Origin of the sequence: Streptomyces melanogenes (genome assembly GCF_014649795.1) — a bacterium.
In the GTDB taxonomy this organism is placed as follows: Bacteria; Actinomycetota; Actinomycetes; order Streptomycetales; family Streptomycetaceae; genus Streptomyces; species Streptomyces noboritoensis.
Genome location: NZ_BMTS01000002.1, coordinates 392,894 through 413,940, shown reverse-complemented (window position 1 = coordinate 413,940; position 21,047 = coordinate 392,894). Strand labels below are relative to the sequence as shown.

The window sequence follows — 21,047 nt, the reverse complement described above, 5'->3', positions numbered from 1 at the left end:
CCACCCCGCGGCCGACGATGGATGACGCCACGCCGACCCCGCCCCCCACCCCGCGCCGAATGAGGAGGCACCCACCGTGCGATCCGCCGTCCAGCACCCGCCGCACTTCCCCGCCGACCAGGTCGCCGGGCTCGCCGCCGCCGTGCGCGGGCCCGTTCTCCTTCCCGGGCAGGACGGTTACGCCGAGGAGGGCGCGGGCTTCAACACGCTGCTGGAGCACCGCCCCGCGCTGGTCGTGGGCGCGACCGGGGCGGCGGACGTGGCGGCCGCGGTCCGGTTCGCCGCCCGGCACGGGCTGCCGGTCGCGGTCCAGGCGACCGGGCACGGCGCCGCCCGGGCCGCCGACGGCGCGGTGCTCGTCTCCACCCGCCGCATGACCGGGCTGCGGATCGACCCGGACCGGGGCACCGCGCGCCTGGCCGCCGGGGTGCTGTGGGAGCAGGTCATCCACGAGGCCGCGCCCCACGGCCTCGCCCCGCTCAACGGGTCGTCCCCGCTGGTCGGCGCCGTCTCGTACGCGCTGGGCGGCGGCCTCGCCGTGATGGCCCGCACCTTCGGGTACGCCGCCGACCACATCCGCTCCCTCGACCTCGTCACCGCCGACGGCGCTCTGCGCCAGGTCGACGCGGAGCGCGAGCCGGAGCTGTTCTGGGGGCTGTGCGGCGGCAAGGGCAACTTCGGGATCGTCACCTCGATGGAGATCGGCCTGATGCCGGTGCGCCGGCTGTACGGCGGGGCGCTCACCTTCGACGGGGCGATGGCCCCGGCCGTGCTGCGCGCCTGGCTGGAGTGGACGGCGCAGGTGCCCCAGGAGATGAGCTCCTCGCTGGCCCTGGTCCGCTTCCCCGACGACCCGGCGCTGCCCGCCGAGGTGCGCGGCCGCTTCGTCACCCAGGTGCGGATCGCGTTCACCGGCGCGGCCACCGTGGGCGCTCAGCTGGTCATGCCGCTGCGGGAGTTGGGGCCTCGCGTCCTCGACACCGTACGGGAGATGCCGTACGCGGAGGTCGCCTCGATCCACGGCGATCCGACCGAGCCGTACACGTACCACGAACGCACCACGATGCTCGGCGAGCTGGACCGGGCGGCGGCCGGGCGCATCCTCGAGGTGGCCGGTCCCGGCTCCGGCTGCTCGCTCGGGCTGGTGGAGCTGCGCCACCTCGGCGGGGCGCTGCGCCGCCCGGTGCGGCACCCGAACGCGGTGGGCAACCGGGACGCGCGCTACTGCCTGCTCACCGTCGCCCCCGGCGGGCCGCGCCCGGCCGGTCAGGGCCCCGACGACCTGCTCCTGGACCGGCTCGCACCCTGGGCGACCGGCGGCAAGTACCTCAACTTCCTGGACTCCTCGGCCGGGGACGAGCACGTGCGCGCCGCCTACACCCCCGAGGCGTACGCGCGCCTGGCCGCGCTCAAGGCGCAGTACGACCCGGGGAACACCTTCCGCGTCAACCACAACATCGCGCCCGCCGCGCTCCCGAGCGGGGTGTCGGCGTGAGTGTCGGGGTGATCGGCGCGGGGCCGATGGGCCGGGCCGCCGCGCGGCAGTTCGCGCTCGCGGGCGAGGCCGTACGGCTCGCGGACCGCTCCCCGGAGCTCGCGGTACGGGCGGCGGCCGCCGCGAGCGCGGGCACCCGGGGCAGCGTCGAGGCCCACGACGTCGAGAAGGTGCTGGAGGCCGAGCTCATCACGCTCGCCATGGGCACCGACGAGACCCTCGCGTTCGTCATCCACCACCGCTCGGCGCTCGCCGGGAAGATCCTCATCGACACCACCAACCCGGTGGAGGAGGGCGGGAGCCCGGCGCTGGGCCGCACGGGCCCCAGCATGACCGAGCTGATCGCCAGGGCCGCGCCGCAGTCCTCCGTCGTCAAGGCGTTCAACACGGCCTGCGCGGACACGCTGTTCGCCGGACGGGTCGACGGCGCCCACCTCGACGTGTTCGTGGCGGGCGACGACTACAGCGCCAAGATCCCGGTCATCGAGCTCATCGACCGGGCGGGGCTGCGCGGCCTGGACGCGGGCGATCTGCGCAACGCGCACGTCCTGGAGCAGATGGCACTGCTGTGCATGGAACTCATCGAGCGGCTGGGCCTCGGCCTGGGCGCCGGGATCAAGCTCCTGCCCGACGGGTGACCGCGCCCGCATCCGACCGGCCGCCCCCGACCCTTACCCCGCACACTCCCAAGGAGCCACCGTGCGACTGCGACTGCTCGTCCTCGCGCTAGGTAACTTCGCGATGGGCGTCGACACGTTCATCATCGCGCCGATCCTCGACCCCATGGCCGACGACTTCGGCGTCTCCCGCACCACCGCGGGCTGGCTGATCACCGCGTTCGCCCTGGCGTACGCGATCGGGGGGCCGCTGCTCGCGGCGGCCACCGGGCACCGGCCGCCCCGCCAGCTGCTGCTCGGCGCCCTGGGCGTCTTCGCGGTCGGCAACGCGCTCACCGCCGTCGCCGGGGACTACTCCTGGGCCATGGTCGGGCGAGTGGTGGCCGGTGCGGGCGCCTCCATGTACACCGCCAACTCCCTCGCCGTGGCACGGGCGATGGTGCCGCCCGAGCGGGCCGGACGGGCCGCGGCGCTGGTGGTGGGCGGGCTGACCGCGGCCATCGTGCTGGGCCTGCCGCTGGGCGCCTGGCTGGGCGACCAGGCGGGCTGGCGTGCGGCCCTCTGGCTGGTGGTGGGGCTGACGGCGGTCGCGACCATCGGGATCGCGGCGACCGTCCCGCAGCTCAAGGGGCAGGCCGCGACGACCCTGCGGGCCCGGCTCGCGCCGCTGGGGCAGCCGCGCGTGCTGGTCACCCTGATCGCCACCTGGCTCTGCCTGAGCACCAGTTGGACCGTCTACAACTACATCGACGAGGTGATGGACGAGGCGACCGGCGGCGACGCGGGCCGCACCTCGCTGATCCTGCTCTTCTTCGGCATCGGCGCGGTGTCGGGCAACCTGCTCACCGGGCGCCTGACCGACCGGATCGGGCCGGTGCGCACCATCACGGTCGCCGCGCCGCTCCTGGTCACCGCCGCCACGCTCACCCCGCTGCTGTCGAAGTCGATGGGCGCGGGCATCGCGATGGCCGTCGCCTGGGGCGTGTGCCACTGGATGATCAACGTGCCGCAGCAGATGCGGCTGGTGGCGACCGCGCCGCAGTCCGCGCCGCTCCTGCTCGGCCTGCACCAGAGCACGATCTACATCGGCATCAGCACCGGCGGCGTGGCCGGGGCCGCCGGATACTCCGCGGACGGCGCCTCGGGCGTCGGCTACGCCGCGCTGACCGTGGGGGTGGTGGCGCTGGGCATCCTCGCGCTCTCCCTGCGGATCAACCGGCCCGCCGCGGCCCCCGCGACGGCCGCCCCGGCCGCGGCTCCGGCGCGGTAGCCGGGGGCCGGGGGGGCGCGTTAGGCGGGCGCCTCCACGCGTACTCCACGGGCCATCTGAAATCCTTGCCGCAGACGTTCCGCCCGGCCGCCGCATCGGCTGGGGCGGAATAGCCTCCGGAGGCTGAAAACAGGCCTCCGGAGGCCGAAATGTCTTGCTAGAACGCCGACTTGGGGAGGGCTCAGCCAATGCAGTCAGCGGGAAACCAAGCATTCACTTTCCGAATACTCGGCCCACTTGAAGTGGAATGCGCGGGCCGGAAGGTCCGCCTGGGCGGATTTAGGCAGCAGGCACTGCTCGCCACGCTCTTACTGGAAGCCGAGCACGTCGTACCGATCGAACGGCTCCTGGAGGCCATCTGGGAGGACACCCCGCCCGCCTCCGCCAAGGGGCAGGTGCGGATCTGCGTCTCCGCGATCCGCCGCCAGTTCGTCGGCGCGGGCGTCGGCGACCTCATCGAGACGCACCCCGCCGGGTACCGCATCCGGCTGCCCAGCACCGCGCTCGACCTGGCCCGCTTCGAGCACCTGGCCGCCCTCGGGCGCCGGGCGGCCCGCGACAAGCAGCCCGAGCAGGCGGTGGACCTGTTCCGCTCGGCACTGGCGCAGTGGAAGGGCCCGGTGGCGGCGGGCCTGGAGAGCAGGGTGCTGCGCCAGGCCGCCACCATGCTGCGCGAGGAGCAGCTCTCCGTACTGGAGGAGTGCGTCGACCTGGAGCTCCAGATGGGACGGCACCGCAAGGTCGTCGGGGAGCTGTACCGGCAGGTCGCCGAGAACCCGTACCGCGAGCAGATGTGCGCCCAGCTGATGCTCGCCCTGTATCGCTCGGGGCGCCAGGCCGACGCGCTGCGGCAGTTCCGCGAGACCCGCACGCTCCTGTCGGCGGAGCTCGGCATCGACCCCGGTGAGTCGCTGCGCACCCTGGAGCGGGCCATCCTGGCCGAGGACCCGTCCCTGGAGACGCCCAGCCGGCCCGCCCCGGCGCAGGAGGGCCCGGCCCCCGTCGGCTCGCTGATCCGGCAGCCCGCGCACCGCGCCGTGAAGACGTCCTGGACCGACCACACGCTGGCCATGCGCACCCGGCTGACCAGTTTGCAGCAGGCCAATCTCCGCCTCCAGGCAACGTTGAAACTCTGACGAAATCCGGTGGGCGCAGTCCCCACCAGCGATTTCCCCGATGCCCCGTGCCCTCGGCACGGGGCATTTCGCGTCCGGTATCGCCGCGCGCGGCTCCGCGATATCCGCGTGAAACCTGGCCGATACGCAGCTCGGGGAGCGTCACCGCCGGTGGGGCCGGACGGGAAGTACGGGGACCCGGGAAACGGCCTCGCCGAAGCCGCAGGAAAGGACTGCTTCATGGCTCTCTCGAACGGCGGAGGTGACCCCTCGCACGCCGAACGCCCCGACCGGCGCGGGCCCGTGGTGCACAAGTACGGCGGGAGCTCGCTCGCCACGCTCAAGCAGGTACGCGCCGTGGCGCAGCGGGTCGCGGCCGCCCGCCGCGCCGGCCGCGACGTGGTCGTCGTGGTCTCGGCCCGGGGCAACACCACCGACCGGCTGCTCCAGCTGACGGAGTCCGTCGGGGCGCCCCCGGCGGGCCGGGAGACCGACCAGCTGCTCGCGACCGGCGAGAGCGCGTCCGCCGCGCTGCTCGCCATGGCCCTGCACCGCACCGGGGTGCGGGCGGTGTCCCTGGTCGGCGCCCAGACCGGCATCCTGGCGACCGGCGCGCACGGCCGGGGCGTGATCGTCGCCGTCGACACCGAGGCCATCGGCGAGGTCCTCGCCCAGGGCGCGGTCGCGGTGGTCGCCGGGTTCCAGGGGCTGACCGCCCGCCGGGACGTGATCACCCTGGGGCGCGGCGGATCGGACACCACGGCGGTGGCCGTGGCCGCCGAACTCGGCGCCGCCCACTGCGAGATCTACACCGACGTCGACGGCGTGTTCACCGCCGACCCCCGGCTGCTGCCCACCGCCTCGGTGCTGCCGGTCGTCGACGTCGACGTGATGGCCGAGATGTCGTTCGCCGGCGCCAAGGTCATGCACGCCCGGGCCGTGGAGCTGGCGGCGCTGCGCCACGTCGACATCCACGTCAAGCACTCCGCACGGCCCGGCCCCGGGACCGTGATCGCCGCCAGGGAGGAGACGAAAGCCGACATGCTCGAATCACCGACGACCGTCACCGGAGTGGTCCTCGACGCGGACGTGGCCCGGGTGACCCTGCGCTTCGGCGCGGGCGACGCGGACGCCGCCACCGACGTCTTCGCCTTCCTCGCCCGCGAGTCCCTCTCCGTCGACATGGCGGCGCTCTCCGACGAGAGCACGGGCGTGAACATCGGCATCACCCTGCACACCGACGACGTACAGCCGCTGCGCGACTACCTGGCCCGGCGCCCCGGGCCGCCGGGCCGGCCCATGGAGTCCGACGAGGGGATCACCAAGCTCTCCCTGGTCGGTACGGGACTGCTCAGCCGCCCCGACAGCACCGCCCGGATGCTGCGCTGCCTCAAGTCCGCGGCCATCGCGCCCAGTTCCGTCTCCACCTCGCAGATGCGGATCTCGGTGACCGTCCCGGACGACGACGCGGTCCGGGCCGCCCGGGTCCTGCACGACGAGTTCGGTCTCGCCGCACTCAACGCCGGGTCGGGCTTCACCGCGCCCGTGCCCGCCTGATCCGACAGAGGAGGTTCCGATGATGTTGCACCATTCGTTCGCACGCCAGTTACGGCTGCGGCGCATCCACCGCCACGGCGGCGACCGGCTGCTGATCGTCCCGCTGGACCATTCGGTCACCGACGGCCCGCTGACCGGCGGCAACCGCCTCGACCACCTGGTCGGGCAGCTGGCCGACAACGGCGTGGACGCGGTGGTCCTGCACAAGGGCAGCCTGCGGTACGTCGACTCCGCCCGGTTCGCCCGCACCTCGCTGATCGTGCACCTGAGCGCCAGCACCGTGCACGCCCCCGACCCCAACGACAAGTACCTCGTCGCCAACGTCGAGGAGTGCCTGCGGCTGGGCGCCGACGCGGTCAGCGTGCACGTCAACCTCGGCTCCACCCAGGAGCGGCAGCAAATCGCGGACATGGCCGCCGTGGCGGACGCCTGCGACCGGTGGAACGTGCCGCTGCTCGCCATGATGTACCCGCGCGGCCCGAAGATCACCAACCCGCGCGACCCGGCGCTGATCGCCCACGCGGCCTCGCTCGCCGCCGACCTGGGCGCGGACATCGTCAAGACCGTCTGCGCCGAGTCCATCGCCGAGATGCGCGACATCACCTCCGCGTCCCCCGTCCCCCTGGTCGTCGTCGGCGGCCCCCGCGAGCCCGACGAGACCCGGGTGCTCGCCTACGTCGACGAGGCGCTGCGCGGCGGCGCCAGCGGCGTGGCGATGGGCCGCAACGTCTTCCTCGCACCGGACCCCGGGGCCATGGCCGCCAAGGTCGCCCGGCTGATCCACCCCGTACCGCACGACCTGTCCGCGCCCAGCGCGGCTCCCGAGGCTCTCGCCGTACCGCTGACCACCGTCTCTTAAGAGGAGTTCTCCCCATGAAGCTCAGCTGGCTCGACGCCCGTTCGCTCGGCGAGGCCAAGGAGGCCATCCTCCAGGAGGCCCTGCACTACCGGCTGGAGGGCGTCGTCGCGGACGACCCCGCCGACCTTGCCGACCTGCCGCCCACCATCACCAAGGTCCTCTTCCCGCAGGGCAAGCCGCTGCCGGAGTCGTTCGGCGACGCGTCCGTGGTCATCGTGGAACCGGCCCGGCACGGCATCACCCCGGCCGAACTCGCCATCAAGCACCCGGAGGTGGAGTTCGGGCGCTTCGTGGAGATCATCGACGCGCCCACCCTCGAGGACGCCTGCGAGTCCGCGCGCACCGAGAAGTGGAGCGTGCTGCTCTTCCGCGACCCCACCAAGATCCCGCTGGAGATCGTGATCGCGGCGGCCGCCCGGTCCACCGGCAGCATGATCACGGTCGCCCAGGACGTGGAGGAGGCCGAGATCATCTTCGGCGTCCTGGAGCACGGCTCGGACGGCGTGATGATGGCGCCCAAGGCCGTCGGCGACGCCGCGCACCTGAAGGCCGCCGCCACCGCCGAGGTACCCAACCTCAACCTGGTCGAGCTGGAGGTGCGCCAGACCGAGCACATCGGGATGGGCGAGCGGGCCTGCGTCGACACCTGCACGTACTTCCGCGAGGACGAGGGCATCCTGGTCGGCTCGCACTCCAAGGGCATGATCCTGTGCGTCAGCGAGACGCACCCGCTGCCGTACATGCCGACCCGGCCGTTCCGCGTCAACGCGGGGGCGATCCACTCGTACACGCTGTCCAAGGACGAGCGGACCAACTACCTCAGCGAGCTGAAGGCGGGCAGCAAGGTGCTGGCCGTGGACATCAAGGGGCAGACGCGGCTCGTCACGGTCGGGCGCGTGAAGATCGAGTCCCGGCCGCTGATCTCCATCGACGCGGTGGCGCCGAACGGGCAGCACGTGAATCTGATCCTTCAGGACGACTGGCACGTGCGGGTCCTCGGCCCCGGTGGCGTCGTCCTCAACAGCACCGAGCTGAAGCCGGGGGACAAGGTGCTCGGGTTCCTGCCGAGCGAGGACCGGCATGTGGGTTACCCGATCGACGAGTTCTGCCTGGAGAAGTAGCCGGGTCCTGCGTCGTCTTTCGGCTGCGGGCCGTCCCCAACTGGTCGCGCAGTTCCCCGCGCCCCTATGGGGCGCCCAGTACCGCAGTGTCCAGGGCGCGACACCCCCGGGTGTCGCGCCCCCGCCCCCACCACCCACAGAAAGGTCCCCCCATGCTCAACCGCCGCGATGTGATCAAGCGGGGCGCCGTCGCCGCCACCGTTGCCACCGGGATCGCCGGGGCCGGCGGGGTCGCCGTGTACGGCACCCGCAGTGACGGCTCGCCCGCCGTCGCCGCCGCCCAGAGCGACGACCACACCGAGACCTACAAGGGCCGCACCATCCGGGTCACCCAGACCGGTGCCGACCACGCCGTCTCCATCGACGGCAAGCCGCTGCACCTGATGAAGCTCGGCGAGGGCGCCTATCTGAGCGCCCTGTGCCACTACGAGGTCGCCAAGACGCCGCTGCACGCCGCCCGCGCCGCCGTCGACGAGCTGCACGGCGCCAACCTCGTCCCGCTCGGCGACGGCTCCCACCACTCCATGTGATCCCGCGAGATTGAGGAACAGGACCATGACGCACGTCCGCAGGAACCACCTGGACATGTCGCGCAGCGAGCGGCGGCGGTTCATCAAGGCCGTTCTGGAGATCAAGCGGCGCGGGATCTACGACCGGTTCGTCAAGCTCCACGTCGACGTCAACTCCCAGGACTACCTGGACAAGGACACCGGCAAGCGGGTCGGCCACATCAACCCGGGGTTCTTCCCCTGGCACCGGCAGTACCTGATGGAGTTCGAGAAGGAGCTGCGCCGGGTCGACCCGACGGTGACCCTGCCGTACTGGGACTGGACCAAGGACCAGTCGCCGCACTCCCCGCTGTGGGCCGACGACTTCATGGGCGGCGACGGGCGGCCCTCCGACGGCATGGTGATGACCGGGCCGTTCGCCTTCCCCAACGGCTGGCAGCTCAAGGTCAACGTGCAGCCCGAGGGCGACGAGAACCCGGCGCTCAACGGCCACTACACCGTGGACGACCGCAAGTTCCTGATCCGCCGCATCGGGCAGAAGCTGCCGTCGCTGCCCTCGCCCGAGCAGCTGCAGCAGACCATGGACCTGCCGGTCTACGACTGTCCGCCATGGAACTACACCTCCGGCAGCCAGCCGCCGTACAACAGCTTCCGCAACCACCTGGAGGGGTACACCAACTTCGCCTGGGAGCCCCCGGCGGGGAAGCTGCACGGCGCCGGGCACCAGTGGGTGGGCGGCCACATGATGTACATCTCCTCGCCCAACGACCCGGTCTTCTTCCTGCACCACTGCTTCATCGACAAGATCTGGGGCGACTGGCAGACGCTCCACCCGGACGTGCCGCACTACCTGCCGCAGGAGCCGACCCCCGAGGTCGCCGACCCGAGCACGCCGCTGTTCCCGTGGCACACGAAGACCGTCGCCGAGGTCGTCGACCACCGCCGGTTCTACACCTACGCCTGACGAGAGGGGGGTCTGAGACATGTGCGGTATAGCGGGCTGGGTCGGTTACGGCCACGACGTGACGCGGCACGAGGACAGCGCCCGGGCCATGACCGCCACCATGGTCTGCCGGGGACCCGACGCGGGCGGCGTGTGGACCGGCCGGCACGTGGCGCTCGGCCACCGGCGCCTCGCCGTCATCGACATCGAGGGCGGCAAGCAGCCGATGTCCGCCGGGTTCGGCGTCGCCCCCGAGGCGGTCACCACCTACAGCGGCGAGGTCTACAACTACCGTGAGCTGCGGGCCGAGTTGAGCGCCCGGGGCCACCGGTTCCGCACCAACAGCGACACCGAGGTGGTGCTCCAGGCGTACCTGGAGTGGGGCGACGCCTTCGTGGAGCGGCTCAACGGCATGTTCGCGTTCGCCATCTGGGACACCCGTACCGAGGAACTGCTCCTGGTGCGCGACCGGATGGGCGTCAAGCCGCTCCTGTACTACCCCACCGAGGACGGGGTGCTCTTCGGCTCCGAGCCCAAGGCGATCCTCGCCCACCCGCTGGCCGAGCCGGTCGTCGACGCCGAGGGCCTGCGCGAGGTGTTCGGCCTGACGATGACGCCCGAGAACGCCGTGTTCCGGGGGATGTACGAGGTGCGGCCCGGCAGCATGGTCCGCCTCTCGCGGCGCGGGCTGCGCAAGACGCGCTACTGGCAGCTGGAGTCCCGGCCGCACACCGACGACCTGGACACCACCGTCGGCACGGTCCGCGAGATCCTCGACGACACCGTGCGCCGCCAGCTCGTCTCCGACGTGCCGCTGTGCTCGCTGCTCTCCGGCGGCCTGGACTCCAGCGCGGTCACCGCGCTGGCCGCCCGGGCGCTCGCCGAGGAGGGCCGCGGCGAACGCATCCGCACCTTCTCCGTCGACTTCACCGGCCACGCCGAGCGGTTCGAGGCCAACGCGGTGTGGGAGGCGCCGGACGCGCCCTTCGTGAAGGAGGCCGTCGCCCACATCGGCACGGACCACGAGGACATCGTCCTCGACAACGCGCAGCTGCTGACGCCCGAGGTACGCGGCGCGGTCCTGCGGGCGCTCGACCTGCCCACCGTCACCGGTGACATGGAGTACTCGCTGTACCTGCTCTTCCAGGCGGTACGGGCCCGCTCCACGGTCGCCCTGTCCGGCGAGTCAGCCGACGAACTCTTCGGCGGCTACAGCCACTTCCACGACCCGGAGGCGGTCTCCTCGGCCACCTTCCCCTGGCACCTGCCCTACCGCAGGGCCGGCGGCCAGGACGCCCTGCGCACCACGGGCCTGTGGGACCGGCTCGACCTCGGCGCCTACATCGACCAGCGCTACAAGGAGGCGGTCGCGGACGTCCCCGCCCTGCCGGGCGAGAGCCCGCAGGAAGCGCGGATGCGCGAGATCAGCCATCTGCACCTGACGCGCTTCGTCAACTTCCTGCTCGACCGCAAGGACCGGATCAGCATGGCGGTGGGCCTGGAGGTCCGCGTCCCGTTCTGCGACCACCGCCTGGTCGAGTACGTCTTCAACACCCCGTGGGCGATGAAGACGTTCGACGGCCGCGAGAAGAGCCTGCTGCGCGCCGCCACCCAGGACGTGCTGCCGCGCTCGATCGTGGAGCGCAAGAAGAGCCCGTACCCGTCCACCCAGGACGTCCAGTACGAACTCTCCCTGCGCGACCGCATCACGGCCCTGGCCTCGGGCGACTCCCCCGTCCTCGACCTGGTCGACCCGAAGGGGCTGCGGCGCCTGCTGGATCGTCCGGTGGGCTCGTACTCGATCGGCGGGCCCTACAGCGGGCGCGCGGTCATGGAGCGGCTGATCGACCTGGACGCGTGGATCCGCGGCTACGGCATCCGCTTCGTGCCCGAGGCGGGCTGAGATGCCCGCACCCGCGATGGGGCGCCGGGCGGTGCTCGCCGCCTCGGCCGCGGCGGCCGTGGCCCACGCGGCACCGGCCGTCGCCACCCCCTCCGGCCCGGCGGTGGCCCGCACCACCGCCGGGCCGGTGGCCGGGGCCCGCACCGGCGGCGTCCTGGCCTTCCGGGGCGTGCCCTACGCCCGGCCGCCGCTGGGCGAGCTCCGGTTCGCCTCGCCGCGCCCGCCCCGGCCCTGGCGGGAGGTGCGGGACGCGACCCGGTTCGCCCCGGCGTTCCTCCAGACCATCGACCCGGCCAGCAGCGAGGACGGCCTCTACGCCAACGTCTGGACGCCCGCCCTGCACGGGCGGCGCCCGGTCCTCGTCTACATCCACGGCGGCGGCTGGCAGGTGGGCGCGGGCAGCCTGCCGACGTACGACGGGGCCCGCCTCGCGGTCCGCGGCGACCTCGTCGTCGTCACCTTCAACTACCGCCTGGGGCCGTTCGGTTTCGGCTACCACGAGGACCTGACCGACGAGGCGACCGGCGACTGCGCCAACTGGGGCCTCCAGGACCAGGCCGCGCTGCTGCGCTGGGTGCGGGACAACGCCGAGGCGTTCGGCGGCGACCCGCACAACATCACCCTCAGCGGCACCTCGGCGGGCGGCGCCTCCGCCTGGCAGCTCGCGCTGCGGCCCGAACTGCGCGGCCTGGTCCGCCGGATCGTCCCGATCAGCGCCTGCCACGTCTGGCAGCCCGCCACCTCGCTGACGGTCCCGGACGCGCGCCGGGCGTACGAGGAGGTGGCCGCCCGGCTCGGCACGACCGTACGGGGCCTGCGCGCCGCACCGGCCACGGCCCTGCGGGACGCCTGGTGGCAGGTCTTCGGGGGCGGCCCGGGCGGAAGGAGCGTGGGCAGCGGACGCGAGTACCGGGGCCCGGTCGTCGACGGCCGCTGGATGCACGGCTTCGACCACGAACTCCCCACCCCCGCACTGCCGATCCTCTCCGTCCACACCCGTACCGAAGGCTCCTTCTACACCGGCCCCGGCTCCCCGATCCCCACCCCCGCGCCCACCGACGACGCCTCGCTGCGGGAGTCGGTGCGCGGGGTGCTGCTCAAGGGCGCGGCGCGGGTGCCGGACTCGCTGGTGGACGGGTGCGTGGACGCGTACCGGGCGGCGGCCGTGGCGGACGGGCTGTCGCTGGACCCGGTCTCGCTGTGGACCGACGTCTGGGGCGACGGCCTCTTCCGCTATCTGAACGTGCGGTTGGCCGAGCGGCACGCCCGTACGGGAACGGCGCCCGGCTACCTCATGGAGTTCGCGCACCCGGCCCGCCCGCCGTGGTTCGGCACCCCGCACGAGCACACCTCGCCGTTCCTCTTCGGCACCTACGGGATCGCCGAGAACGTGGGCGCGTGCGGCGACGGCCCGGCCGAGGCGGAGGTCAGCGCCGCCTTCATGGACGCGGTGGCGGCGTTCGCGCACACCGGCGCCGTACCGTGGCCGGTCTTCTCCCCGGACCGCCCCAGCACGCTGATCCTGGGCGAGCCGGGCAGACCACGCCTGGCGCACCCCACCAAGGCGCGTCAGTTGAGGTTCTGGGACGACAACACGTGGGTGCCCCAGCTCAGTTGACGGCCCGCAGCGAGGACGCCCTCGGGGTGAGCCGCGCCGGAACCGTCTGCCCCGAACCGCCGTGGCCGCCCTCGACCAGCTCCACGAGGGCGGCCACGGCGGCCCTGGCCGTGCGGTGCGGCGCGAGCGTCACCGTGGAGACGGGCGGGGCGGTGGTCTCGTACGCCGGATCCTCGCTCGCGCACACCACGAGCAGGTCGTCCGGCACCCGCAGCCCGCAGCGCGCCGCCGAGGCCAGCACACGGTGGCCGCACGGGTCGTAGAGGCCGTGCACCGCGTCCGGCCGGTCGGGCCCGGCGAGCAGGGCGTCCAGGGTGCGGCCGTCGCGGTCGTCGAACTCCAGCGGCACCACTCTGGGTTCGCCGCCGCGCGCCGCGCACCACTCCTCGTACGCCGCCCGGCAGCTGCGCGTGTAGTGCTCCTCGCCCGGGCCCGCGACCAGCGCGATCCGCCGGGCGCCGCGCGCCGCGAGGTGGTCCAGGACCTCGTGCGTGGTGGCCCGGTGGTCGTTGTCCACCCACGCTTCGCGCACCCCGAGCCGGGCCGGGCGGCCGTCGAAGACCAGCGGCAGGCCCCGGGCGCGCAGGATGCGGACGACAGGGTCGTCGGGCGGGCTGTCCAGGAGCACCACCCCGGCGACCGGCAGGGTCCGCCACAGCGACTCGGCGGGCGCGGCCGGGAGCGCGACCAGGGCGTAGCCGCGCCGGTGGGCGGCGGCCGTGGCGGCGCTGATCGCCCGGGCGTAGAACGGGATGCCCGCGAAGTCCCAGGAGAGCGTGCCGTACGTGGTGACGGCGAGGGCGAGGGTACGCGGCGGGGGCTCACCGTAGCCGAGCGCGGCGGCGGTCGCCCGCACCCGGGCCCGGGTCGGCTCGGCCATCCGGCCGGTGCCGTTCAGGGCGTTGGAGACGGTCGCCACGGACACCTCGGCCGCGCGGGCCACATCGGTGAGGGTCACTCGGGGCACGGGCTCAGCGTACGGAATCCGTTGCCGGAGCGGGAGTTCGCGGGGCAGATCGGCTGTGGCGGGGCGCTGGTGGTTAAGGGATTAATCGCGAAGGGTGCGGTGCCTGACGAGCCACTCGACACCCCCAGGAGCCCTCGTGAACCACAGCTCTGCACCTTCCCGCCGCCGGGTCCTCGCGACCGGCCTGGGCGCGGCGGCGGCCGTGTCCCTGGCGGCACCGGGCACGGCGGCTGCCGCCCCCGCCAAGCGGCGCTCGGCCGCGCTGGTGGTGCACCACGCACGGGTCCTCACCGGCGAGGCGCACGCCCCCGTCGAGCAGTCCCTCGCGGTCGGACGGGACGGAAAGGTGCTCGCGACCGGGAGCGACGCGGCGCTGCGGCGGTACGTCGGCCGGGACACCGAGGTCGTCGACGCGCGCGGGGCGACGGTCATGAGCGGCATCCACGACGGCCACGCGCATCCGCTGGGCGCGGGCGAGCGCAGCCTGCACCCGACGCTGGAGGGGGCTACCCTCACGGTCCCCCAACTCCAGGAAGCACTCACGGGGTTCCTCTCCTCCGACTCCTCCCACGAGCCCGACGGCTGGCTGGTGGTGGAGGACTGGAACCCGGTGGGGCTGCTCCCCGCCGGGACCGTCCCGCACCACCGCATGCTCGACTCGCTGCCGACCCGCCGCCCGATCGCGCTCATCGGCAACGACGGGCACAACGCGTGGGCCAACCAGCGGGCGCTCGACCTCGCCGGGATCACCGCGGCCACCCCCGACCCGGCGGGCGGCCAGATCGTGCGCGACCCGGACGGCAAGCCGGGCGGCCTCCTGAAGGACACCGCCCAGGACCTCCTGACGAGGGTGATCCCGCCGCCGACCCAGGCGCAGCTCGTAGCCGCCTGCGCCAAGGCGCTCGCCCAGGCGGCGGCGTCGGGCATCACCACCTTCATGGACGCGTCGGTGGGCACGCACGAGCTCGACACCTACGCCGCGCTGTCCGCCGCCGGCAAGCTGCCGCAGCGGATCGTGCCCGCGCTCCTGATCGGCCCGGACCTGGCGAAGGATCCGGCGGGGGCGCTGCGGTACGTACGGGAGCTGCGGGCGCGGTACGGGCAGGTGCGGGGGCTGCGGTTCGGCACGGCGAAGGTGTTCCTGGACGGGGTGATCGAGTACCCGTCGCAGACGGCGGCGCTGCTGGCTCCGTACCTGGACGCGGAAGGTCGGCCGACGACTCACAGAGGCGACCTGTACGTCTCTTCCGCCGACTACGGCCGTCTGGCGACGGTGTTCGACCGGGCGGACTGGCAGCTGCACGCGCACGCGATCGGGGACCGGGCGGTGCGGACGGCGCTGGACGGGTACGAGACGGCGGTACGGGCGAACGGCCGCCGCGGCAACCGCCACACCGTGGCCCACCTCCAGCTCGTCCACCCCTCCGACTACCGCCGCTTCGCGCCGCTCGGGGTGGTGGCGTGCATGCAGCTCCAGTGGGCGATGCGGGACATCTGGACGATGGAGGCGCTGCTGCCGTACATCGGTCCGGAGCGGCACCGGCTGCTGTACCCCGCGCGGAGCCTGGAGCGCCACGGGGCGACTCTCTCCGGCGGCTCCGACTGGCCGGTGGACCCGCTCCAGACGTGGAACCAGGTCCGTACGGCGGTGGACCGGGAGGGGGCGGAGGCGGGGGAGGGCGCGCTGTACCCCGAACTGGAGGGCCTGACCCGTACGTCGTCGTTGCGCATGCACACGGCGGGCACGGCGTACCAGCTCCGCATGGACCACCTGAGCGGCCGCCTGCTGCCGGGGATGGCGGCGGACCTGGTGCTCCTGGACCGGGACGTGACGCGGGTCCCGATCGCGGAGGTGTCGGGGACGGGTGTCCGCCTGACCCTGGTCGGCGGCCGGGTGGTCCACGAGGGCGTGACCGCACCCGTGGCGGCGCGCCGGGCGAGGTCGCTGACGGGGGTGCACGGGGCCTGCGGGTGCGGGTGACCGGGGGGGGGAGGGTGCCTGCCCGGCAACGCGGGGTGCCGCTGTGCCCACCCGTGCCGCCCCAGCGGCACGATTGCCCACAGCGGCGGGGGGGCCGCAGGCCCCGCCTTCAGGGGCGCGGGGAACTGCGCGACCAGCCCAGCACGGTCCGCAGACGAGAGACAGCGGGGTGCAGGGGCCCCAGGCCCCGCGGCCTGGAGAACCACCTCCGCCCCCACCCACCCCCGGAGGGTTTAGGGAAGGGGCGGGGTGGGGTGATCCACACCGTTAGTGATCGGGGCGGAGTTCCGTCGGGCAGGCCGTTCCCCGGCGGAGGCTGTACGGGGCCGCCAGGCGGTACGTGCCCGCCTTCGGGGCCAGCAGCTCCGTCCACTCGTCCCCCGCCGCATCCTCCGGCGCCTTCCACAAACACCCATTGGGGTTCGTGAACGTCTTCGGCGTGCCATGAGCCCGGCTCTTGGACTCCGGAGTCTCCTGCGGCGGCTCCACCCCCTTCCCCTTCTCGTCCACCAGCTTCAGCCAGGGCGAGTACGGGATGCGGACGAGGACGGTCCCGGGCGCGCTCACCTTCAGTGTCCACTCGCCCTCCCCCGCCTTCTCCACCACCGCGGGCGGATCGGCGAGCGGGGTCGGGTCGTCGACCGCGAACAGCCGCCAGTTGTCGTTGCTCCACACTTCCTTGAGGTACGGCAGGCCCTTCTGGATCAGCTTGGCCTCCTGCTCGGCGCCGTTGGAGTCCGGCGGGCCCATCGGCAGCACCACGTAGTGGACGGCCCAGCGGCCCAGCCAGCCCTTGTAACTGGCGGCGTTCAGCGTGTCGTCGTAGAAGATCGGGTTGCGTTCCATATCGGCCTGGCGGTTCCAGCCCCGCGCGAGGTTGACGTACGGCGCGACCGCCGACGCCTCGCGGTGGCTGGACGCGGGCACGACCTCGACGCGCCCGCGCTCCGCGCCGACCTCCCCGAGCTGGTCCACGAGCGGCGCGAGCTCACGCGCCCAGGACGCGGCCGGCAGGGTGCTGACGATGTCGTCGACGGCCTTGAAGCCGATCCAGAAGTTCATCCCCGCGAAGGCGATGACCAGCGCGTACCACTTGCGCGAGCGCGGCACCACGTACGGCAGCGCGGCCAGGAACACCACGCCCGCGAAGAGCATCGCGAGCCGGGTCACATTGGACCCGATCTGCGAGTCGATGATCCAGGTGAGCAGCACGCCCACCCCGTACACCGCCGCTCCCGTACGGACCGTCCGCCACTCCTTCGGCACCGAGAAGAGCGTGATCACCGCGAAGAGGAACGGCAGCGACACCGAGGCGAGCGACATCGGCTGGGTGCCCGAGAACGGGAACAGCAGGGCCGAGGCCGCAACGACCGCGGCCGGCGGCAGACCCAGGGCGTACGCGCCCGGGCGGCGCCCGTTCAGGAACAGCGCGGCCGCGATCACCCCGAGGAAGAGGCCCGCGACCGGGCTGCTGGCCGTGGCGAGCCCGGCCAGCGGCGCGGCGACCGCGCCCTTGGCCCACCGGTTCTCGGCCCACTTGCGGGGCCAGCAGAAGACCGCGGCGACCGCGCCGAGCGCGAACATCGTGCCGAGCCCGAAGGTCACCCGGCCGGACATGGCGTTGCACAGGAAGGCGAAGAGCGCCGCGAAGGCGCACGGCAGCGGATTGCGGACGGCCCGCACCCGCACCAGGATCAGCGTGATCAGCCCGGCCGACAGGGTCCCGGCGATCATCATCGTGGACCGGACGCCGAGCATCGACATCAGATACGGCGAGACCACGCTGTACGAGACGGGGTGCATCCCGCCGTACCAGGCCAGGTTGTACGCGGAGGCCGGGTGGCGGCCGACGAACTCGGCCCAGGCGTCCTGCGCGGCGAGGTCTCCGCCGCTGTTGGCGAAGAAGAAGAACCAGAGGACGTGCACGACGGCGGCGACGGCCGTGACGGCCACCACGGGGTGCCGCACGGCGAAGGCCCGCAGCCGGCAGAGCACGGTCGACTCGACGGCGGGGACGGGGTCCTCGGCGAGGCCTGAGTCCTTGGCCTGCCCTTCAGACGATCCCTCGGCCGAAGCCGGTTCCTCGACCAGGACCGCGTCCTCAGCCGGACCCTCGGCCTGGCCCGACCCCTCGGCCCGTACCGGCTCCTTCTCCAGGACCGGGGCCGTGTCGGCGCGCCCGGTCAGGTTCTCTTCCCTCACCGGGTCCCTGTTCTCGTCCTGTATTCGTCCACCCGGCTGCCGAGAAGGGCTGCTGCCGTCGGCGCGGGTGGGCGTCGGCTCAGCGGTGGTCACTGCGGCTCTCCCGCCTCACACAGTCTCAGGACGTCTCTCGCCCCATCGCTCATAGGGACGCCGCCCAGCGTCCTCCAGTTGACCGAAGCTAGCACGAGAGCGCGAGCGACCTGCGCCCGAAGCCGGGCCCGGCACCCTTCCCGGTGCCGGGCCCGCGCTCGTACGTCCGTCGCGTCCGTTAGCCCAGACGGGTCAGCTTGGACCCGAAGCCGGGCTCGGCGAGCGCCTTCTGGAGGGCCACCGGGGCGGAGACCTGGCCGGGGCCCGAGCCCACGGTCAGCTTGCCGACCACCGTGCCCGCCTTCGCGGAGTGCGGGACCTTGGCGTCACTGGGAGTGAGCGAGATCGCGGTCTGCAGACCGGACCAGCCGGCGACGGTCAGGTCCTTGGTGGCGACGACCGGCGTCTTGCCACCGAGGCCGTCGTCCACGTACCCGACGACGTCGCCCTTCTTGATCACGGTCGCCGAGGTGAGCGACTTGCGGGTGGCGATCAGGACGTCCTTGCTGACCTTGTTGACCAGGTCCAGGATCGACGTGCTCTTGTGCTGGCCGAAGACCGCGCCGACGATCGTCTGCTTCGTCCCGCCGACGTCCTTGGTGGCGGCGAACAGCAGGTTGCCGCCGGCCTTGGAGGTCGAGCCGGTCTTGATGCCGATCGCGCCGTTGTACGGCACGAGGGTGTTGTAGTTGCGCCGCTTCACACCCATCGGGTCGATCCAGAACGGCTGCCGGGTGATGTCGACCAGCGCCGGGTTCTTCACCAGCTCGGTGGCCAGCTTCACCTGGTCGACGGCGGTCGAGACGGTGGTGGCGTTCAGACCGGACGGGTCGGTGTACGTGGTGTTCGTCATCCCGAGCTGCTTCGCGGTGTCGTTCATCTTCTTCACGAACGCCGCCTCGGAGCCCGCGTCCCAGCGGGCCAGCAGCCGCGCCACGTTGTTCGCGGACGGGATCATGATCGCGCTGAGCGCGTCCTTCTGCGTGAGAGTCTGGCCCGCCTTGATGTTGTCGAGGGTCGACTCGTCCTTGCCGCCCTTGTTGTAGCCGCCCTCCTTCTCCGCGAGTTCGTCGACGGGGATGGAGGCGCCCTTCTCGCCGACCTTCATCGGGTGGTCGCGCATGATGATGTACGCGGTCATCGACTTGGTCACGCTGGCGATCGGGGCCGGCTTCTCCTCGCCGAACCGGCCGACAGTGCCGAGGCCCGACACCGTGATGAGGCCCTGCCCCTCGCTGGGCCACGGCAGCTGCGGCGCGCCGCCCTCGAAGGTGAACTGCGGCGCCGACGTCATCTTGAGCTCGGCGTCCGGAAGCGGGCGTACGAACTGTACGACCGCAAACACGACCAGCAGCAGAAGGACCAGCGGCGTCCAGATCTTGAACCGCCGCACCGCCGTGCGGACCGGGGTCTGCGGCGGGGGCGGGGTGTTGGTGAGCTCCGCGAGCAGGTCGAGCGGCGGCTTCGGCGGCAGCGGCTGCTGCCGGGTCCGCTCGGCGGCGTCGGCGTCCGGCACGGAGATGCGGGGCGAGGCGGGGGGCTTCGGCGCGGCGGCCTTGGCGGCCTCCGGCTTCGGGTCCTCCGTCTTCGGAGCCGCCGCCTTCGGCTTCTCGGTGTCCGGGCGTACGTCGTCGGAGCGCAGCGGTACGAACGTGCTGGACCGCTCGGCCGTCGGCTCGCCCGCCTTCGGCAGCCGGATGGCGGTGGTCGGCTGGTCCACCACGGGGGGCTTGACGGCCTTGAAGACAGCGGTGGGCTGGTCGACCGCCTCGGCCTCGCCCGCGCTCTCGGCGCTGGGCTTGGCACCCCAGGAGGCGGCCCGGGGCTCGGGGGCGGGCTTGTCGGCGGTGTCGGCCTTGGCGGCGGAGGCGGCGGGCTTGGCGTCGGCTTCCGGCGCGGGGCCGGAGTCCTTGGCGTCCGACTTGGCGTCCGCCTTCGGCTCGGGCTCGGGCTCCGCGTCCGGCTTGTCGTCCTGCTCGGCGGCGTTCTCGGCGTCGGGCGCGGCCTTGGACGCGGTGTCCGGCTCGTCGGCGGCCTTGGGGGCGGCCTCGGCAGGCTCGTCGGCCGCGTCGGCGTCCTCGGAAGCCTCAGCGGCCTTCTCGCCCGGCTCCTGAGCCGCGGGCTCGTCCTCGGAAGCGTCCTCGGAGGCGTCGTCCGCCTCGGGCGCCGCCGTCGGCGCGGGCACGGTCTCCCGTACGGGCGTGGCGTCGGCGGCGGGCTCCTCGTCGGTGCCCTCCGCGTCGGCGTCCGCGTCCTCCGGCTTCTCGGCGGCGGGATCCGGAGCGTCCGCCTTCGCGGCACCGGCACCCGACCCGGCGTCGTCGGCCGCGTCCGCCTCCGCGTCGCCGTCCGTGGCCACCCAGGCCGCCACGGCCGCCCGCAGGCGGGTGTCGCGGGACTCGTGGTCCTCCTGGCGCGGGGCCCGGAAGACGGCGGTCGCCTGGTCCACGGGGGCGTCGGCGGAGCCGTTCACGGCACCCTTCGCCGAGCCGTTCGCCGAACCGGCCGCGGACCCGTTCGCCGAGCCGTTCGCGGACGTCTTCGCGGAGCCGTTGCTCTCCGGACCGGAAACAGCACCGGAACCGGACGCGGCCCGGGGGCCGTCATCCGGTCCGAACACCGCCACACGGGGGTCGCGTTCGCTCGGAGTCGTCTCCCCCGACGACTGCTGCTGCTCCGACCTGTCGGGGGACTCGCCCGCCACCGATGCCTCCTCCCGGCGCCCCGGGGCGCCGTCCGAACCTGTCCGAACCATCTACCAGTGTCCTGTGTGCGGGGTTGACCCCCGTGCTAGACG

15 protein-coding genes are annotated in these 21,047 nt (G+C 73.2%); 12 read left to right on the top strand and 3 right to left on the bottom strand.

What is annotated here, in order from left to right:
- Nucleotides 1–76 precede the first annotated feature (76 nt).
- From IE252_RS05845 to IE252_RS05795, 11 genes are all read left to right on the top strand, one after another.
- A complete protein-coding gene (locus tag IE252_RS05845) occupies nucleotides 77–1,495 on the top strand; it encodes an FAD-binding oxidoreductase (RefSeq protein WP_190088198.1) in 1,419 nt (472 codons plus the stop codon).
- On the top strand, nucleotides 1,492–2,133 hold the full coding sequence (locus tag IE252_RS05840) for an NADPH-dependent F420 reductase (protein ID WP_190088197.1): 642 nt from the start codon (nucleotides 1,492–1,494) through the stop codon (nucleotides 2,131–2,133). The genes IE252_RS05845 and IE252_RS05840 overlap by 4 nt, the downstream gene beginning before the upstream one ends.
- Nucleotides 2,134–2,194: 61 nt before the next feature.
- On the top strand, nucleotides 2,195–3,382 hold the full coding sequence (locus IE252_RS05835; protein ID WP_190088196.1) for an MFS transporter: 1,188 nt from the start codon (nucleotides 2,195–2,197) through the stop codon (nucleotides 3,380–3,382).
- 242 nt (nucleotides 3,383–3,624) lie between these two features.
- A complete protein-coding gene (locus IE252_RS05830) occupies nucleotides 3,625–4,518 on the top strand; it encodes an AfsR/SARP family transcriptional regulator (RefSeq protein ID WP_190088195.1) in 894 nt (297 codons plus the stop codon).
- Between the two features lie 219 nt (nucleotides 4,519–4,737).
- Nucleotides 4,738–6,054 carry an aspartate kinase gene (locus IE252_RS05825; RefSeq protein ID WP_190088194.1) on the top strand — a complete coding sequence of 439 codons (1,317 nt, stop codon included), beginning with the start codon at nucleotides 4,738–4,740 and terminating at the stop codon, nucleotides 6,052–6,054.
- 19 nt (nucleotides 6,055–6,073) lie between these two features.
- Entirely contained in the window at nucleotides 6,074–6,913 is an 840-nt protein-coding gene (locus IE252_RS05820) for a 2-amino-3,7-dideoxy-D-threo-hept-6-ulosonate synthase (RefSeq protein WP_190088193.1), read from the top strand.
- Between the two features lie 14 nt (nucleotides 6,914–6,927).
- On the top strand, nucleotides 6,928–8,034 hold the full coding sequence (gene griH, locus IE252_RS05815; RefSeq protein ID WP_190088192.1) for a 3-amino-4-hydroxybenzoic acid synthase: 1,107 nt from the start codon (nucleotides 6,928–6,930) through the stop codon (nucleotides 8,032–8,034).
- 152 nt (nucleotides 8,035–8,186) lie between these two features.
- Nucleotides 8,187–8,564 carry a tyrosinase family oxidase copper chaperone gene (locus tag IE252_RS05810; protein WP_190088191.1) on the top strand — a complete coding sequence of 126 codons (378 nt, stop codon included), beginning with the start codon at nucleotides 8,187–8,189 and terminating at the stop codon, nucleotides 8,562–8,564.
- Between the two features lie 25 nt (nucleotides 8,565–8,589).
- A complete protein-coding gene (locus tag IE252_RS05805) occupies nucleotides 8,590–9,507 on the top strand; it encodes a tyrosinase family protein (RefSeq protein ID WP_190088190.1) in 918 nt (305 codons plus the stop codon).
- A gap of 19 nt (nucleotides 9,508–9,526) precedes the next feature.
- Nucleotides 9,527–11,389 carry an asparagine synthase (glutamine-hydrolyzing) gene (gene asnB / locus IE252_RS05800; protein ID WP_190088189.1) on the top strand — a complete coding sequence of 621 codons (1,863 nt, stop codon included), beginning with the start codon at nucleotides 9,527–9,529 and terminating at the stop codon, nucleotides 11,387–11,389.
- Nucleotide 11,390: 1 nt separating this feature from the next.
- Nucleotides 11,391–13,007, top strand: a complete 1,617-nt coding sequence (locus tag IE252_RS05795) for a carboxylesterase/lipase family protein (protein ID WP_229848016.1) — start codon at nucleotides 11,391–11,393, stop codon at nucleotides 13,005–13,007.
- On the opposite strand, the gene IE252_RS05790 is transcribed toward IE252_RS05795, so the two are convergent.
- Nucleotides 13,000–13,974, bottom strand: coding sequence for a LacI family DNA-binding transcriptional regulator (locus tag IE252_RS05790; RefSeq protein ID WP_229848015.1), 975 nt, complete (start codon nucleotides 13,972–13,974; stop codon nucleotides 13,000–13,002). The genes IE252_RS05795 and IE252_RS05790 overlap by 8 nt on opposite strands.
- A gap of 136 nt (nucleotides 13,975–14,110) precedes the next feature.
- On the opposite strand from IE252_RS05790, the gene IE252_RS05785 reads away from it, so the two are divergent.
- Entirely contained in the window at nucleotides 14,111–15,955 is a 1,845-nt protein-coding gene (locus tag IE252_RS05785; protein WP_190088188.1) for an amidohydrolase, read from the top strand.
- A gap of 267 nt (nucleotides 15,956–16,222) precedes the next feature.
- Here the strand turns inward: IE252_RS05785 and IE252_RS05780 are convergent, their stop codons facing one another.
- Both IE252_RS05780 and IE252_RS05775 read right to left on the bottom strand, forming a co-directional pair.
- The gene (locus IE252_RS05780; RefSeq protein ID WP_190088187.1) at nucleotides 16,223–18,250 is read right to left on the bottom strand and encodes a DUF8823 domain-containing protein; all 2,028 of its coding nucleotides are present in this window, start codon (nucleotides 18,248–18,250) and stop codon (nucleotides 16,223–16,225) included.
- 178 nt (nucleotides 18,251–18,428) lie between these two features.
- Nucleotides 18,429–20,954, bottom strand: coding sequence for a D-alanyl-D-alanine carboxypeptidase (locus tag IE252_RS05775; RefSeq protein ID WP_229848014.1), 2,526 nt, complete (start codon nucleotides 20,952–20,954; stop codon nucleotides 18,429–18,431).
- Nucleotides 20,955–21,047: the final 93 nt, after the last annotated feature.